At 48.0% G+C, this 17895-nt stretch carries 10 protein-coding genes; 9 read left to right on the forward strand and 1 reads right to left on the reverse strand.

Annotation, left to right across the window (positions count from 1 at the left end):
* The first annotated feature begins 170 nt into the window (after positions 1–170).
* The 9 genes from FN124_RS28405 to FN124_RS28440 all read left to right on the forward strand — a co-directional run bounded on the left by FN124_RS28405 (position 171) and on the right by FN124_RS28440 (position 17049).
* A complete protein-coding gene (locus tag FN124_RS28405) occupies positions 171–2519 on the forward strand; it encodes a TonB-dependent receptor (RefSeq protein WP_142688183.1) in 2349 nt (782 codons plus the stop codon).
* A 1280-nt stretch (positions 2520–3799) separates the two neighbouring features.
* The gene (locus FN124_RS28410) at positions 3800–6961 is read left to right on the forward strand and encodes a TonB-dependent receptor (protein WP_142688184.1); all 3162 of its coding nucleotides are present in this window, start codon (positions 3800–3802) and stop codon (positions 6959–6961) included.
* A gap of 317 nt (positions 6962–7278) precedes the next feature.
* Positions 7279–8406 (forward strand): thiol-activated cytolysin family protein, encoded by a 1128-nt coding sequence (locus FN124_RS28415; protein WP_142688185.1) that lies wholly within the window; start codon positions 7279–7281, stop codon positions 8404–8406.
* Positions 8407–8411: 5 nt separating this feature from the next.
* Positions 8412–10031: a thiol-activated cytolysin family protein gene (locus tag FN124_RS28420; protein ID WP_142688186.1), complete on the forward strand. Its 1620-nt coding sequence runs from the start codon at positions 8412–8414 to the stop codon at positions 10029–10031.
* Between the two features lie 10 nt (positions 10032–10041).
* Positions 10042–11622: a S41 family peptidase gene (locus FN124_RS28425; RefSeq protein WP_142688187.1), complete on the forward strand. Its 1581-nt coding sequence runs from the start codon at positions 10042–10044 to the stop codon at positions 11620–11622.
* A gap of 195 nt (positions 11623–11817) precedes the next feature.
* Complete coding sequence (locus FN124_RS28430) at positions 11818–12666, forward strand: isocitrate lyase/PEP mutase family protein (RefSeq protein ID WP_142688188.1); 849 nt, start codon at positions 11818–11820, stop codon at positions 12664–12666.
* A gap of 106 nt (positions 12667–12772) precedes the next feature.
* The gene (locus tag FN124_RS28435; RefSeq protein WP_142688189.1) at positions 12773–13858 is read left to right on the forward strand and encodes an NADH:flavin oxidoreductase; all 1086 of its coding nucleotides are present in this window, start codon (positions 12773–12775) and stop codon (positions 13856–13858) included.
* Between the two features lie 135 nt (positions 13859–13993).
* Positions 13994–14134 carry a hypothetical protein gene (locus FN124_RS31275; RefSeq protein WP_221887947.1) on the forward strand — a complete coding sequence of 47 codons (141 nt, stop codon included), beginning with the start codon at positions 13994–13996 and terminating at the stop codon, positions 14132–14134.
* A 116-nt stretch (positions 14135–14250) separates the two neighbouring features.
* Complete coding sequence (locus tag FN124_RS28440; protein ID WP_142688190.1) at positions 14251–17049, forward strand: M16 family metallopeptidase; 2799 nt, start codon at positions 14251–14253, stop codon at positions 17047–17049.
* Between the two features lie 42 nt (positions 17050–17091).
* On the opposite strand, the gene FN124_RS28445 is transcribed toward FN124_RS28440, so the two are convergent.
* Positions 17092–17892 carry a nuclear transport factor 2 family protein gene (locus FN124_RS28445; RefSeq protein ID WP_185937432.1) on the reverse strand — a complete coding sequence of 267 codons (801 nt, stop codon included), beginning with the start codon at positions 17890–17892 and terminating at the stop codon, positions 17092–17094.
* Between the last annotated feature and the right edge of the window lie 3 nt (positions 17893–17895).

Genomic DNA, 17895 nt, shown 5'->3' on the forward strand with positions numbered 1-17895 from the left:
TTTATTTTTTCGGATCTGAGTATTGGCGACCGCCTTGTAACCGACATACAACACAGTAGCAGTAACAGTTGGCTGGAATTCCAGCCCCGGACTACCCTACAGGAAAAATTCCCGATCCCGTAAACATCCTGGCTGCATATGTATTCATTTTGCACTACAAAATTTTGCATATGAAACAACACTACCAACCTTATATCATTTCTTACATTTCAATTGCCCTTTTATTCCTGTTGCCGCTGTTTCTATTCGCGGCAAATGCGGATACCGGCTTAAAAGGAAAGGTGTTGTCGGCCGATGGTAAACCAGCGCCCGGCGTAACCGTAGGGTTAAAGCATACCAGGTATTACACCGTTACCAATGAAAAAGGTGTTTTTGAAATAAAGGCTCCCGCAGGCAATTACACCCTGACAATATCTTTTATTGGCGCCAAAAGCCTGGAACAGGCAGTGGTGATCACGGACGCTGCATTTACCGATCTTCCTGCCATAAAACTGGAAGAAACAGCTTCTTCCCTGGGCGAAGTGGTTGTAGTGGGAAACCAGTACCGTGTAGCCGATAAGGAAAGTGAATATGTGTCCAAAATGCAGTTGCGCAACCTGGAGAATCCACAGGTATATTCTGTGGCTTCCAGGGCGCTATTGCAGGAGCAGGCCATTGTAGATTATGTATCAGCACTGAAAGCCATTCCCGGCGTAAGCGGCGCGCTGATAAGGCCTGGATATAACAGCTGGGTGTACCTCCGCGGATTTGTAGCCAGCGATAATTTCAGGGACGGCATGTATGTGGATCAGGGCGTGAACGCCGACCCGGTGAACACGGAAAGGATAGAAGTGATCAAAGGCCCTTCCGGCACATTGTTTGGCTCCAATGGAGTTTCGTATGGAGGATTGATTAACCGGGTTACAAAAAAGCCGTTCGACAGAAGGGCTGGTGAAATAGATGCCAACCTCGGCAGCTTTGGTTACAGCCGTTTAACGGTAGATGCCAATACCCCGCTGAATGATGATAAAACAGCGCTGTTCCGCATCAATGCCGCGGGTAGCTGGGACAATGGGTTCCAGGACTACGGGTATAAAAAATCGTACACCATTGCGCCTTCGTTTTCCTATAAACTGGACGATCGTACAGATGTGCTTTTCAGCACTGAGTTCCTTAACATGAAAGCCAATTCACCGGTACGTGTGAGTGGTATCAAAGTACCCGGCGTTAGCAGCTTTGATGAACTGCAACGGGATTATTTTAAATCATACGGGGCCAATAAACTGAATGGTGTATTTAATATCCGCAGCTTTTATACAAGGGTCACCCACCGGTTTTCAGATGCCTGGAAGCTGGACGTGAATGTCAATTACTCCGATTATAATTACGAGATCGGTAATATCTTCCTTAACTTTCAGAAAGACAGTCTATGGCGGTACTACGGCGCATTTTCCAATGCTACTAAATCACTGGCCATACAACCCAATCTTACAGGCGATTTCAAGATCGGTAAACTGCGTAACCGCTTACTGGTGGGCCTGGATTACCTGCACCGCGATACCCGTTATTCGCCATTGGGCAATACCGTGCTGATAGATGGATTCGATTACACGAAATCCTTTGTGCCGCCCATCAATGCGGCTAAAGTACTGGCAGATGGAGAAGCGGCAGCGGTAACTACCCTCAGCAAACCGGTGAACTATGCCGCTTATGTAACGGATGTTATTTCCCTCAACGAACGGTTAAACGTAATGCTAAGTTTGCGTCTTAATTATTTTGATAATAAAAAAGGCACCGAAATACTGGAAACCGGTGAGATATCGGGCAACTATGATCAAACGTCGCTCTCGCCCAAGTTCGGCGCCACCTATGAGATCGTAAAAAATAAAGTATCGTTGTTTGCCAACTACCAGAGCGGGTTTAACAATGTATACGGACAGGATGCCTTTGGTATCAGTTTCAAACCGGAAACAGCGCGGCAGGCAGAGGGAGGCGTGAAAATGGAATTGCTGAACGGTAAACTCAGCAGCACCGTTAACTACTACAATATCCATGTAGACAATGTAGTGCGCCAGGATCCGGGCAACCCTTCGCTGAGTATCCAGGATGGTACACAAAAAAGCGAAGGAGTAGAGGCAGAGGTAACCGGTACCGTGTTGCCCGGCTTAAATGTAGTGGCAGGATATGCCTATAACGATATCCATTTTGTAAAAACTGATAAGGGATTTGAAGGAAAAAGACCAGGTGGGCCACCGGCGCATGCAGCTAACCTGTGGGTGAGCTATAGTTTTGTGAAAGGCCGGTTAAACGGGCTGGGAGCAGGCTTTGGCGGTAATTATGCCAGCAGCGCTTTCTGGGATGATCTTAACACCATACGTGTGCCGGGCTATACGATCCTGAATGCCGTGGTATTTTATAATACAAAACGCTACCGTTTTTCTGTGAAGGCAGATAACCTTTCTGATCAGCGCTACTGGGATGCCAGCGGCAACCCGCAGATGCCGCGGCGTTTGATATTGGGCATCGCCTTCAAGTTTTAAACGGGTGGCAGAAAGCGATTGATTTAGTACCTTAGTTGTATTAAAACAGATCCGGGGCTGACCAAAAAGCAAAAAGGGCTTTTGGGTCAGCCTCATTTTTTTTTCGACTGGTTCTATAGTTTTTCTTTGGCATAAATAACTGTAAAGCGATTCAAAAGAAGTAAACAGCGTTTTTGTGGTCAATTTTGCCTTTCAGGCAACTGTATGGATGTTTTTGAGATGGATTTGCGCAAGTACCCCTTGCAATCCCTGGCAAAAGGGCAATCCTGACAATTTTCACACTCATATAACCGGCTAAAGCTGTTTACTACGATCTGTTTTGACATAGCGGGAACGAAGTATTTTACTGTTAGGGCAGATGTAACTATCGCTAATCTGGTCATAGACAAAGTTCTCTTTACGGAATGGGTTTTCACCATATTTACGACTTCGTTCTCTATGATACAGCGGAAATTTTACATACGCGGCAATCTCCTTATCATCCATTAGCTCATAGTTCTCCCGGGTGTCAAATATGCTATCAGCTATGATAGCTGCCGGCTCATATTGTCCATGTTGTTCAAATTGTTTAACATGGTCTTTGAAACATGCACCATCATTATTCTTTTGATGAACACTATAGCCAGTAATAAACTGATCTTCACTTCCGATAAGTACATTATATCCTGGTAATCAGCCACCTGAAGGCAACATCTTGCCGTAATGCCCTGGCAATACGTCCAAATCAGGAGGCAATAATAAGTTTTGCTGTGGCGAGTATTGTTTGAATACTTGTTTAGTCTTCGCTTTACCCATAGTATTTTTGAAGTGGTATTTAAAAATACTAATCGGCCCTTTTTCTGCAAGGAAAAGGGCCGGCCTTTTTGGTCAGCCCCAATTTTCAATAGTTTTTCGAGGGTTTCTTGTTCGTTGTAACAGCGCTACCATGTCTGTAAGCATGTTTAGTCGGGCTTTGGTTTAAAAATCTCTTGTCATAAGTTTAAAGTATACAAATCCACTTAAAATTAGGATAGCAGCAGAGAAGTAAAACAGCAGGCGGTCATCATCTCCCTATATTTTTAAAAAAAGTTTTAAATGATCAAGTTGTTTCAGTTTGTTTCAGTTTGTTTTATTTGTTTTCTTTTTTAGTTTTTATTTCTTATTTTTCTAACCGTATTCGACCAAAATTGAAAAGCCGAAGAAAGGGACGAAATGTGAACTTTACGTTATGAATAGACGTAAGCATATGATTTTCATTATACCAGCTATATTTTCGTCCACTTGAAAAAGTTTAAAACCATATGAAACCTATCTGTTACTTTCTTTTTCTATTGTCTTTACTGACAAGCTGCCTTTTTCTGCAACCATTGGTCGCCCAAACCACACAAGCATCCATACAGGGCACGATTACCGATGAGCGAAAGCAACCGGTGCCCGGTGCTTCGGTGATGATCCGCAACGAATCCACAGGGTTTACCAGCCGGACAGTCTCCAATGCCAAAGGCGCCTTTGTGTTCAAGGAGCTTCCCCTGGGAGGGCCTTATGCTATTGTTGCGCGCTATATGGGCTATGAGGAACAGAAAAAGACCGGTTATAACCTCAACCAGGGCGATGTGATCAGTGTCAACTTTGCGCTGGGCTCCAGCGTGCAACAGATAACAGGTATCACGGTGACCGGTAATGCCAATGCCAAAGGAAAGGTAGAGAACCTTGGCGCCGCCACGGCCGTGTCTCCCAAGCTGATGAACAAGATGCCGGTGAACGGCAGGAATTTCGCCAACCTGATGGACCTCTCCCCGCTGAGCAGAGGCGGCAATATTTCCGGCCAGCTGGGTTCTTCTACCAACTTCTCTATCGATGGCATGACGGCCAAGAATCCCACATCCGCCGGCGCCACCACGAGCCGCAGCGGCGCGCCTTATTCCATTTCCATCGAAGCGGTGCGTGAGTTCAAAGTAGTGACCAACCAGTACGATGTCACTTACGGCCGCAGTGGCGGCGGCACCGTAAGCGCCGTGACCAAGTCCGGTACCAATACGCTCACCGGTTCCGTCTTCGGCTTCGGCAGGGCCAACTGGCTGACCAGCAAATACGATATCAAAGGCAACAAACGCGCTAACGATTACTCCACCTATCAGTTTGGTTTCTCACTGGGCGGGCCGCTTATCAAAGACAAGCTGCATTTCTTCGTTACCTGGGACCGCCAGGTGGACAAGCGCTCCCTGGTAATTGCCGACATACAGACCGCGGCCGATGAAGACTTTTTCAAAATCACCCGAGCGAAACTTGATTCCGTCGTGCAGATAGGGCGCGAAAAGTATGGTATATCACCCACACAGGCACAGTACGGCTCTTTCGATAAAAAACGTACATCCGATGCCGTATTTCTGCGCCTCGACTGGCAGATCAACAAAAATAACCTGCTGACGATCCGTAACAACCTCACCAACGATAACAACAAGCTGGGGCTCGTGGATAACACCCCCATCAATCTTTATGAGTCGACCGGAAATGATTTTAACTTCGACAACAGCTTCCTGGTAACGCTTCGTTCCTCCATTAATTCTAAAGTAACGAATGAACTGAAGGTACAGCACCTGTATACCTACCAGAGCAGCGAGCCCGGTAGTCAATTGCCTGCGTCCAATATTCCCAGGGCTATCGTGGAAAATATCCCGTCCGTTACCACCACCGGCAACCGTTCCACGAATGTGGAGTTCGGAGGGCATCGCTTCGCGCAGGAGTTCTTCCGAAACAATGTTTTTCAGCTGGTGAACAACCTCTATTACAATACTAACAGCATCCGCTATACGTTTGGGGTGGACTTCATGTACACACATGCGAGGTCCCTCTACGGCAGTGAAGTGAATGGCCGTTTCCACTATAATACCATTTCGGGACTATTGGCCAACAAACCTTACAACTTCTACCGCGAAGTGCCGCTGATGGATGATCCCAGCGTGGTGTCCAATATCTTCAATATCGGCTTTTACGGGCAACTGCAAACGAAAATCGCTACAGGCGTGGAAATTACAGCCGGCCTCCGCGGAGATTACGCACATTATCCTACCTCACCGTTTAACCAGCAGGTGTTTGATGAACTGGGCGTCCGTACAGATCATAAACTACGCTCCTTTATTATCCAGCCCCGCTTCCAGCTAACCTGGGACGTGCAGGAAAATCACCGCGATTATATTCGTGTAGGCGCAGGCGTATTTGCTTCAGACATCAACAACTATGTGGTGATCAACAACCTCACTTTCGATGGCAAACATTTTGGCACCGTGGATGTAAGAGGCGCCGACGTTCCGCCGGCAGACTTCATCGGCTTCCGCGATAACCCCGCTTCAAAGCCCACACTGACGCAATTCCAGTTGCCGACCATCAATACCAACGGCCCTGACGCAAAAGTGCCGGTGGTATATAAAGCCAACATATCCTATACCCGCTTTATTACCGAAAGGCTGAGAGCTGGCATCACCGGGTATCTCACACTGGCAAGGAACAACTATTTTTATGTAGACCGTAATATGGCGCAAACACCTTTCTTTACGCTGAAAGATGAAGATAACCGCGGCGTATTCGTTCCCATCAGTACGATGACCAAAGATGGTATCCCCAACTGGAAAGACGGTCGTATCAGCAAGAACCTGGGCCGTGTACTGGAACTCAACAGCGACGGAAAGGTGAACCAGATGGCAGTGGTAGTGGACGTGTCGTATAACTATCATAAAGACGGTGAGCTGTCCCTTAGTTACACCTGGAATGATACGAAGGACAATACTTCCTTCAATGGTAACGTGGCCAACTCCGCAACGCTTTCCCTGCCTGTGAAAGACGATCCGCGGAACCTGAGCAATGTCACCTATTCCGATAACCAGTTTAGGCACAAAGTGGTGTTCTACGCGGTGTCGCCCACCTGGAAAGGGTTTAACCTGGGCATCCGTTATTCCGGTATAGGCGGTACCCGTTACAGCCTGTTGTCCGGCGTGAACAGCAACGGTGATTTTGTAAACGGCACCAACGACCTGGCGTACATCTTCGATCCTAACAACAGCGCTGTGCCCAAGAATGTGCGTGACGGCCTGCAGGCGATACTGAATAATCCCAAAGCCAGTCCCAGTATCAAGGACTATATCCGCAGGTATGCCGGCAGAATGGTCGAAAGAAACGGAGGTATCAACGGTTTCTATGGTACGTTCGATCTGCGGGCAAGTAAGAAGTTCTCTTTCGGAAAAACGAAAAAGCAGGGCTTTGAAGTTTCAGCTGATCTGTTTAACGTGGCCAACGTCTTCAATAAAAAATGGGGCACATATAAAAACCTGGGTAACCAGGGCCTTTATAAAAGAGAAGGCTTTGACGTGGTTAACCAGCGATTTAACTACGGCGTAAATACCGATGGCTCGGTGGAACCTACCGGTAATCCCTTCCAGTTCCAGATCGGCTGCAGATACAGCTTCTAGTCTGATAAAAATATTGTTGAATTAAAGGGTTGTTCGGAGACCTTACCGATGCCCGCGAAGATCCTGGTTAAATTGTCTTGATGCGCATTTTGGATGCAATCTGGCTGTTTGACCAGGATCTTAACATTAAGTTAATATTGAACGGACGCGGTGGATGTACTTATGGTCTATCTTTATTCCCGTTGATTTATGGCTATCGAGAGTCCTGCACCCATGATCAATACTGTGCCGTAGCCCCCTGAGACATAGCCCTGTTTTTTATTTCAAAATGACCAAAATTCTGATAGCCACGCGTTTATTAACCTAATATATACAGTATGAAAAAAAATCAATTATTGTTAGCGGCGGCTATCCTGACCTTTATTGTTAGCTCCTGTAAGAAAGATGTTCAACCCGACGTTGAAAGCCCTCAGATCGTTACCAGTTTCAAAGATGTACCAAAAGTTCCCAATGCCGTAGTCAACATTAAAGCAGGCAATATCAACCTGCAGGAAGTGTTGAAAAACAACAAACAGAGCATTCTGTCTTTCCTTAGAGACAGCGCCTGGGCCAATGGAACAGGAAAAACCATGATTTTTTCTTCTGATGAGCAAATCGCCCCGGAGAACCAGTTGAGGCTGGTGTATCCCGGATCTGTACTGCAATCTTCCGGTATTGCCAACCTGCAGTATGTGCCGCTTGCACAGCTTCAGGGTAAAGTGAAGCCGATCACAGTTTCTGTGTCTGCGCCAGGTAAGTACATCACAGCTGATATTCAAAAGCCCAGCCTTTCTGCAACAAGGTCCTTTATCAGCAACGTTTTTGGCAGCCAGGTGGGTAATGAGCTGGTAGGTTTTCAGTTTGACATGAGCCAGTTTACCTATTATGAAGAGCTGAAACTGGCTATCGGCGCCAATGTCAGCATTGGCTCCATGTTCTCTGTAGGCGCTTCTTTTGGTAAAGAGAAAGTGGAAAAAAATACCGGTCTCATCGCAAAATTTATCCAGAAGAACTTTACGCTGGACATGGACCTGCCATCAGAAGGCAAGCTGTTCGACTCTACTGTTACGCCTGCGATGCTGGCACCTTATTCCCCGGTGTATGTAAGCTCTATCACCTACGGAAGAATGGGTATCATTAAAGTAGAATCCAACTATTCCTACGACGCAGTGAAAGTCGCTTTTAACCTCGCGTTTAAAGTGTCTACCGTGGGTGGCGGCGTTACCGTCGACGCACAAACGAAGAAGATCATCGACGAATCCAGCATCATGGTAAGGACTATTGGTGGCGAAGGCAGCGAGGTGACCAAGACCATCGTTGGTTATGACGAATTCAGAAAATACATTGAGTCCGGCGGAAATTATACCGCAGAGGCGCCTGGTTTCCCGCTGTATTTCACGTTGAGCCATGTGAGCGACCACTCTGTGTTCAGCACCATCTTCAATGTAAACATCCCCAATCAATAATCTCTATGACCTATATTAAAAGGATAACCGGCGCAGCCGCGTTATTTTTACTTATGCTGTCGGGATGCAAAAAACATAACGACGTCGCGGGCAACAACAGGATGGAAGGGCTTTCCAAAGTATCCCTGCCTGTCATTGAGCTGAAAGCCCATAATTATCTTCCCGGTGGGATTGGCGTGGTGAGGTTCGGGGAAATGGACCCTAATAACGCTGCCAATGAAGTAAAGACCAATACGGTGGAGCTTCGCGACAGCATCTGGACCGATGGCTTCGGCAAGACGGTGATCGGCGTTTCAGATGAGATCAGTATTTCCCAGACCACACATTTACAGCGCGCTTTTGCAGGGTCACTGATACAGGGCAATTCGATCAATGACCTGAGCCTTCTCCCGATAGCGGCTTATCAAAGCAAGGTAAAGCCTTTGAATGTATCCGTTTCGTTCCCCGCAAAAAGGGTGAGCGGCGTGATCAGCAACGTTAGTCTATCCGGCACCCGATCGTTCATCTCTGATATCATGTACAACAACCAGCTCGGCAACCAGTATGCCTCCTATGGCTACAGCATGGAGCGGTTTACATCGTATGATGAGATCAAGACGGCCTTTGGTTCCAACGTAAATACAAGGGCGCTGTTCTATAAAAGCTCCAGTTCATCTTCCGGCGGAGAGCATCGTATCTCCAAAAGGTCCGGCATATATGTACGCTTTGTGCAACGGAACTTCACCATCGACGTGGACCTGCCGGCTGGCGGCAACCTGATGGACCCCTCTGTAAATCCGGCTGACCTGTCCGGGATGAACCCGACCTATGTTAGTTCCATCACCTACGGAAGAATGGGGGTTATGTCCATTGAATCAGATTCTTCTTATGAAGCAACGTACGAGGCATTCAATAAAGCTTACAAAGCACTGTTTGTGAGCGGTTCGAGCTATCTTACTGAAAACGAGAAAAGAATTATTGATCATGCAGACATGCGTTTGTTCCTGGTAGGTACAGACGGAGAAACGACGGTGAAGTCCGTGCAGGGGTTTGACGCTTTTCTGAAAGTGGCGCAGGAAGGACAGCAGTTTTCTGCAGACAAGCCCGGTGTGCCTATCTATTTCTCGCTGAGCAACCTGTCTGATCACAGCCTGGTGAAACAGACGTTCAGGGTAAGCGTATACACCGACCCGGTATTTGCCAGGATAGAAACGGAAGGAGTAAAGATTGAAACTGCCCGTAACTGGTATGGTGATCAGTGGGAAGACCTGACGAAAACGAAAGGACGCGTATTTGTCCGTTTTTACTCGGACGTACAGGCTACGAAGCCCACCAATCCGCCGTTATTCGTGAGATTCAACTACAAAGTAGTGAAGAGAAACGTCTTTGCTGTATACGGAGCGCCGGGGGGCAGCTTCCCGTACGAAGAAAAGACGACGGAAGAAAAGGGCTATTGTTACAACGTATTCCGGATCACACAGTATCCGCTGGCTGATCCGGCATTGCTGGAAGACAGGGTGGAACGTAACAGGACTTACCAGGATGATACCATGACGCTTACAGAGACCACCTCCACTTCGGATGAGTATACACATGTATTGTTGCCGGGTGATTTTTATAAGGTGTTAACGCCTGTCAGACGATAAATAAGTGATCATGAAGTTTATAAACCATCAATACGGGAAGAAATTGTTTCTTCCCGTATTGTTTATTTGCGGCATTTTTACCGCCTGTAAAAAGAATGACGACCTTCCCAAAGCACCTGAGACGGAAGCCAGAGCGCCACTTTGGGCAGATTCTATCTTTCTGTACGCCAGTCAGGTCTACCTGTGGAATGATCAGCTGCCGGCGGTGAGAGATTTTAATCCGCGCAGATATGTTCCGTCCGAAGGGCAGTTAAACTACCAGAAAGAATTGTTCGATATCAGCCAGATGGCCATTAACAGCCATACAGGTAAACCTTACGAGTTTAACCGGCTGATACCCTCCATACCGAAGTACAGCGCTATTTTCGGCGCATCTGACAAGGAACCGGTGATAGAAGCTGCTGATGTATCCGACAGGTTCGGCATCAGCATCGTGATGGTAAAAGAGCAGGCGTTGTATATAAAGTATGTCATAAAGGGAAGCGATGCGGAAAGGGCCGGCATAAAGAGAGGGATGCGTATCGTGAGCATCAACGGGCATCCTGTTAAAATAACGGCAGCCTACTTGGGTATGATACAGAAAACTTTCAATGAAGGAACACAACTGGACCTGGTGTGCAGCGGCCAGAACATGGACCGTCAATACAGTCTTGTCTATAAAAGAAATAATTACTTTGAGCCCATACTGAAAGATACAATCCTGTCGCTGCCGGATGGCCGCAAGACTGGTTATTTTGCCTATCTGCGGTTTATTGATGTCAGGCATGTCTATAAAGATCTTGATCGTGTAACAGGCGGCTTTGCTACTGATAGGGTATCTGATGTGATTGTTGACCTTCGTTACAATGGCGGTGGCAATCTGACGGAACTGGACCGCCTTGCGAACCTGCTGGCGCCGTTTGCTGCCGACGGAAAGGTGATGCGGAAAGAACAGTACAATGACTTGGTGAAGTCGGGAAAAGCCACGCTGCTCTCAAAACAGCCGATTATCGGCGCTGACGGCCTGCCCATTTATTACAACGGCAAGGTAATCACCTACGGGGATGTAGATTATACCGAAGAAAAAAATACGGTCTATTTTAACAAAGCAGGTGGAATAGGTACGCTCAAAGACCTGTACGTTATCGTGAGCGAACATACCGCTTCGGCAGCTGAACTATTGGTCAGTTGTCTTCAGCCTTATCTGAAGATAAAAATCATAGGGATGAGCGCAGATGCCGGGAACCAGGCGGCTGTGAGGACATATGGGAAACCGGTAGGCTTCTTTCCGCTGGTGATCGGCAACATGAGCGTTTACTATTCCCTCTTCAGGAACGTGAACGCCAGCGGGAAGGGCGATTACTACGATGGGCTGCAGGCCGATGTAAGTGTTTATGATGATCCGCAGTTTGATTTGGGCAGCAGGGGAGAAGCGGGCCTGGAAGCAGCGCTGAGCCTTATTTCCGGGCAACGTGCCAAGCATCGTGCAACGGAACTCATGCGCAGCGCCTCAGCTTTCTGGAGAGATTTGAAGGTGAATGAACATCAACCGGGCGTGCTGAAGTCGACCGTTACGTTGAAAGATGGCACTAATATCCGTCTTGACCGATAAGTGCCTCAAAGGCTGTAAAAATGTATGCAGGATCGTTACCGGTAGTTCCGGCTAAATGACTAAACTTGTAACGGACCAATACATGCAGCTTTGGAAACGACAGATGAACGATTACTGGACAATCCCGGTACGCCGTTGCCGGGCACCTATTACGGTATCCGGCAGGGAGAACAGTTACCTGTAAAATGATCCGCTATGAAACCATCCGGAGAAAACTCATTTCAAGCCAGGGCCGAAGCATTCCACGCATTGCACCAGCAGGCAGGTATATTTGTAGCGCCCAATCCCTGGGATGCAGGTTCAGCAAAAGTGCTGGAAACGCTGGGCTTTAAAGCACTGGCTACTACCAGCGCAGGACTTGCTTTTGCGTTGGGCAAACCTGATGGCCATGCCGCAGTAGGCCGTGAGGAAACCCTACAGAATGCCCGGCAGATCATCAACGCCACCACTTTGCCCGTGGCGGCCGACCTGGAAAATGGATTTGGCGACGCCCCATCTGCCTGCGCAGAAACGATATTGCTTGCGGCGACAGCCGGGCTGGCAGGTGGCTCCATAGAAGACGCCACGGGTCAGCCCAACGACCCGATATACCCCTTTGAGCTGGCTGTGGAACGGGTGAAAGCCGCTGTGGCAGCAGCGCGTAGTCTGCCATATCCTTTTGTGCTCACCGCGCGCGCAGAAAACCTCATCTATGGCCGCCCCGATCTGAGAGACACTATCAAACGGCTGGAAGCTTTTGCTGATGCCGGCGCCGATGTGCTGTTCGCCCCGGGGTTAAAAACGCCGGAAGAAATAACCGTGGTGGTAAAAGCAGTGGCGCCCCGCCCGGTGAATGTGATCATGGGACTTTCAGGCGGTCACTTTTCATTGCAGCAGCTGGAAGATCTCGGCGTAAAAAGGGTAAGCATCGGCTCTTCACTGGTGAGAGCCGCCTACGGCGCTATTTTCCGGGCAGCAGAAGAGATACTGCAGCAGGGTACATTTACTTATACAGATACTGCAAAGCCCTACGGGGATATGAATAAACTTTTTGAGAAGTATTAATAGCAAAGATGACCGAAGCATTGCATAAATAACCGCTGTAAGAAGATAAGATATTTTGTCCCCCTGCGGCGATTTCAATCGTCATCAGGACATAAACAACAGCAGTATGAATACCACAAGTTTATTCAGGCCATTTGCCCTGAAATCATTGCTTACAAGAAATCGTTTTGTGATGTCGCCCATGACCCGGTCCTGTTCGCCCGGCGGCGTTCCCACCAGCGAGGTGGCTGCTTATTATCAGCGGCGCGCAGCAGGAGAAGTGGGCCTGATCATATCAGAAGGTACGGCGATCGACCGGCCTTCCTCTGCCAATGATGGCAATGTTCCCAGGTTTTACGGAGAAGCATCACTGGCCGGATGGCAGCAGGTGATTAACGCAGTACTGGCGGCCGGTGGGCAGATGGCGCCACAGTTATGGCATTGCGGTATCCAGGAAAATCATGCATCCGGTTGGTTGCCGCCTGCCCCGTTTGAAGGGCCTTCCGGCATCGGCAACGGCGTAGCCATGACCGATGCAGATATAGCCGATACCATTGCTGCCTTTGGGCGCGCAGCCGCCCATGCAAAACGGCTGGGGTTTAACAGCGTGGAAGTGCAGGGTGGGCATGGTTACCTGGTGGACCAGTTTTTCCGGGAGGATACCAATACGCGGACCGGTTTCTTTGGCGGCAAAACGCTGGCGGAACGGAGCCGGTTTGCCGTGGAAATAACCAGGGAAATACGCAAACAGGCAGGAGATGATTTTGCTGTAATGATGCGGGTATCGCAATGGCAACTCAAAAACCTGCATTGCAAGCTCGTTCATACGCCGGAGGAACTGGCAGCATGGCTAACGCCACTGGCAGATGCAGGGATAGATATTTTCCATTGCTCTACCCGCCGTTTCTGGGAACCGGAGTTTGAAGGATCGGATCTGAACCTTGCTGGATGGACAAAGAAGCTCACCGGGAAAGCCACGGTCACAGTAGGTTCCGTGGGGTTGGACAAAGATATTATCTCCCTGCACAGGGGTGAAAATTCATCGCCTGCTTCTATAGAAGAACTGGTGCGCAGGATGGACAATAATGAGTTTGACCTCGTGGCAGTAGGGCGCTCTGTTTTAGCAGATCCATACTGGGTACAGAAGGTGAAGGAAAACAGGTTGGATGAGCTGCAGGGCTTTAACAGGGAAGCCTTATACCAGCTTGTATAAGGCGTTAACAATAGATAACAGTTCTCACAATGGTCTGGCATAGTTTTATCATTTATACAGGTGAACAAGAAGATTAAACCGCCTGCAGTCGCTTAAACTTCCGTCTATTCATCACAACATTAAAATTATGCGATCATGAAAACTTTAAAATATCTGATTGTTGTTATTGTACTTATTTCAGGGTTAAGCAGTTGCCTGGTGGTGCGGGACAGGCCAGGGTATTATCATCCCCGCCCGTATCATCATCATCACTGGCATGGTGGATATCATTGGTAAACAGTGCCTGCCACCGGGTTATTCTGACCCGGTGGCTTTTTTTAACAGGGAAAAATGTTGAACGGTTGCTGAGATATTATATGCAATAGTATCTTTAGTGCTACAACAAAATCAACATGTTATTAAAAAACCAACCATTATTAATGATTGTCCTTTCATTGGGCATAGGGTTACCTGTGGTCAGTAAAGCACAAACCCTGCCGCTTGATCCTGCGGTACGGACAGGAAAACTCTCCAACGGGTTCACCTATTACATTCGCCGCAACACACAACCTGAGAAAAGGGTAGTGATGTACCTGGCCACCAAGGCAGGTTCTATCCTGGAAACAGACGAACAGCAGGGGCTCGCCCATTTCATGGAGCACATGAGCTTTAACGGTACCACGCATTTTCCGAAAAATGAACTGGTGGATTACCTGCAACGGTCGGGCGTACGTTTTGGCGCCGACATCAACGCCTATACGAATTTCGACGAAACCGTTTACCAGTTGCCATTGCCCAGCGATAACCCCGAGCTGCTGAAAAATGGTTTGCAGATCATGCGCGACTGGGCACAGGAAGCCACCCTGGATCCCGCTGAAATTGACAAGGAACGTGGTGTGATCATCGAAGAAAAACGTTTACGCAAGGGCGTGTCTGAACGTATCCAGCAGCAAACCCTCCCTGTGCTGTTAAACCATTCCCGCTATGCTTCCCGCCTGCCTATTGGTACGGAAGAAGTGCTGCTTCATTTTAAGCCGGAAACGATCCGTTCTTTTTATAAAGACTGGTACCGCCCGGACCTTCAGGCACTGATAGTAGTAGGGGATATTGACCCTGTGCAGATAGAACAGGCTATCCGGTCGAAATTTTCCGACCTGAAAAATCCTGTAACGGAAAAGCCACGCGTTAAATACACGGTGCCGCTTACCGGTAAAAACCAGTTCCTGCAGGTAACCGATAAGGAAATCACCAACACATCTGTAGAGGTGATCATAAAACAACTTTCGCCGGAATTAAAAACGGTGGCTGATTACCGGGCAACTATTGTAAGAGGCTTATTCGGACAGCTGTTAAGCGGCCGCTATACAGAACTGGCCCGCCAGGCCGATCCGCCCTTCCTGAGCGGAGGCGCGGGTTACGGCGATCTGCTCGGCGGATTGGATGCGTTCACCATTACTGCTACTACCAAACCCGGCGGATTGGAAAAAGGATTTAAAGCCGCCTATCGTGAAGTACGCCGCGTACAGCAATACGGCTTTACCCAAACAGAACTGGACCGGGCAAAGAGAAGCTATCTGCGCAGCATGGAATCTGCTCTTAAAGAAAAAGACAAAGTACAGTCAGACAACTATGTAAAAGAATACCTGCAGTATTTCCTTGACGGTACAGCCGCTCCCGGTATAGTAAAAGAAAACGAACTGGTAAAAAGTCAGCTGGGCGGTATTTCCTTACAGGAGGTAAACAAACAGGTATCCATCTACCTGAAAAATACCAACCGCGATATCCTTATCACCGCGCCGGAAAAAGAGAAAGCCGGTTTGCCAAACGAGGCCACTGTACTGGGTTGGATGAGCAGCGTTGATAAAGAAGCCATCACCCCGTTTAAAGATGACATGGAGAACCTGCCGCTGCTGAAAACACAGCCCATCGCAGGAAAGATCATTAAAGAAGAAAAAGATGAACAGCTGGGCATCAACACACTTACGCTAAGCAACGGTATTAAAGTAGTGCTGAAGAAAACCAATTTCCAGGATAACCAGATCCTGTTCAACGGCTTCTCCGAAGGAGGTACTTCCCTTTACAGCGACGCCGATTATCAAAGCGCGGCAAATGCAGCAGGGCTCATTGCTTCCGGTGGTATCGGCAACTATGGCGCTGTGCAGCTGGGCAAATTCCTTACAGGGAAACAGGTGAGCCTGAATCCTTTCATTACCGACAGAAGCCAGGGTATTAGCGGTGGCACAGCCCCGCAGGACCTCGCGCTGGCGCTGGAATTACTGTATGGCTGCCTCACTGAGCCGCGTAAAGATTCCGTTTTTTTTGAAGGACAGATAGCTAAGGCAAAAGCCGGTCTTGCCAATAAGGGCGTAGATCCAAACCAGGTATTCGGAGATACCGTGAAAGCAGTGCTGGGCAACTATAACATCCGCCGCACTGCCGTTACCATGGAAAAGCTGGACCAGATCAACCTGGACAGGGCCTTTGATATTTATAAGGAAAGATTTGCAGATGCTTCCGGTTTTACTTTTGTTTTTGTAGGAAATATTGATGAAGAAAAGATAAAACCCCTGCTTGAAAAATACATTGCTTCCCTGCCATCCAGAAATAGCCATGAACAGGCAAAGGATCTTGGTATCCATATTCCCGCAGGTAAAATTTCCCGTACCGTTTACAAAGGCAGCGAGCAAAAGGCCAGCGTATTACTGGTATTTTCAGGGCCTTTTGAATACAACTATGAGAATACCCTGAAAATGGCCGCTTTGAAAGAAGTGCTGGAGATCAGGCTGCTGGAGCGTTTGAGAGAAGAGGAAAGCGGTGTTTACACGCCGGATGCAGAGATCAATGTGACTAAATTGCCGGAGCAGCGTTTCAGTCTGTCTGTTTCATTTGGTTGCGCACCAGCCAACGCGGAACGGCTTATTGCTTCTGCTGTTGATGAAATCAACCAGTTGAAAATTGCGGGCCCTGCACAGGTGAATATCGATAAGTTCAAGGCAGAAACCAAAGTAAGCAGGCAAACAATTTTAAAGACCAACCAGTTCTGGCTGGGATACCTGGGTGCACAGTTTGCCAACAAAGAGCCTTTGAACCAGTTGTATGATTTTGATAAAGCAATGGATAAGGTGACGGTGGAAAGTGTGAAGGCGCTGGCGGCAAAAACCATCAGCAACGATAATTATATCAGGCTGGTATTAATGCCCGAAACAAAATAACAGGTACGCCACTGATGCCTCCTGGCATCAGTGGCGTATCCACTATGGCTTATCGTTAACCCGTTGTAGTTCCTCCGCTACTTCATCGCGCTCACGCACCAGCATTTTTATCACCTTATTGCCTTCTTTTACAAACTCAAAAGTGAGGTCGCGTTCTTTGGAAAAGAAAAGATTTTCTTTCTCTGCATAAAGCGGGAATTTTTTATCTCCTATTTGCAGCAGGAGAGAGCCGGCATCTGCTTTTATATAAGCGGTTGTAGTTTGAGTGCCCTTATATTCACCGGCGTAGGTTTGCAATACATCAGCCGGTAAGGTAAGGGGCTTTCTTTTATTGATATAGGGTGCGGGACCGTGATCATAGCTCAGTACCCGTGTCATTTTCCAGCTGCCGTTTTTCAGCAGCCAGAGATGGGTAAATTTTGCGAGGCCTTCTGCCCGTTCTTTCTTTCCTTTTTCCTGTACATAGAAAAGGTGCGCGCCACTAAGAACTGCGCCGTATATCACGCCGTTTTTCCTCAGCGGGAATACTTTGATGCTGCTGTCGATGGCTTCCCTTCTCAATGTAAAGCTATCCCTGTTGTTGCAAACGCCTTTTTCAAAAGATTGGGCCAAAGCCGGCTTGCCATTGGTAATGCCGCCTTTATCGTGGTAAAATTCGATGTCGTCCGAAAAGTATTCCATCATATTTGTCACATCGCATTTGTTATATGCCTGCCAGAAGAGCCTGTCGTTATGCAGTATCACCGCTGCCAGTTGCCGGTCGTTGTCCTGGGCTACCAATGTGCCGTGAAAGGAAAGGATACCTGTAAATACCAATATGATGCCCGTAAAATATTTTTTCATGAG

This window comes from Chitinophaga polysaccharea (assembly GCF_902150045.1).
Taxonomy (GTDB): domain Bacteria; phylum Bacteroidota; class Bacteroidia; order Chitinophagales; family Chitinophagaceae; genus Chitinophaga; species Chitinophaga polysaccharea_A.

Excerpts from the sequence above, each read along its gene's own strand:
- FN124_RS28445 (WP_185937432.1), bottom strand. The coding sequence starts at position 17,892 with ATGAAAAAATATTTTACGGGCATCATATTGGTATTTACAGGTATCCTT.
- FN124_RS28435 (WP_142688189.1), top strand. The coding sequence starts at position 12,773 with ATGAATACCACAAGTTTATTCAGGCCATTTGCCCTGAAATCATTGCTT.
- FN124_RS28425 (WP_142688187.1), top strand. The coding sequence starts at position 10,042 with ATGAAGTTTATAAACCATCAATACGGGAAGAAATTGTTTCTTCCCGTA.
- FN124_RS28420 (WP_142688186.1), top strand. The coding sequence starts at position 8,412 with ATGACCTATATTAAAAGGATAACCGGCGCAGCCGCGTTATTTTTACTT.
- FN124_RS28440 (WP_142688190.1), top strand. The coding sequence starts at position 14,251 with ATGTTATTAAAAAACCAACCATTATTAATGATTGTCCTTTCATTGGGC.
- FN124_RS28405 (WP_142688183.1), top strand. The coding sequence starts at position 171 with ATGAAACAACACTACCAACCTTATATCATTTCTTACATTTCAATTGCC.
- FN124_RS28410 (WP_142688184.1), top strand. The coding sequence starts at position 3,800 with ATGAAACCTATCTGTTACTTTCTTTTTCTATTGTCTTTACTGACAAGC.
- FN124_RS28415 (WP_142688185.1), top strand. The coding sequence starts at position 7,279 with ATGAAAAAAAATCAATTATTGTTAGCGGCGGCTATCCTGACCTTTATT.
- FN124_RS28430 (WP_142688188.1), top strand. The coding sequence starts at position 11,818 with ATGAAACCATCCGGAGAAAACTCATTTCAAGCCAGGGCCGAAGCATTC.
- FN124_RS31275 (WP_221887947.1), top strand. The coding sequence starts at position 13,994 with ATGAAAACTTTAAAATATCTGATTGTTGTTATTGTACTTATTTCAGGG.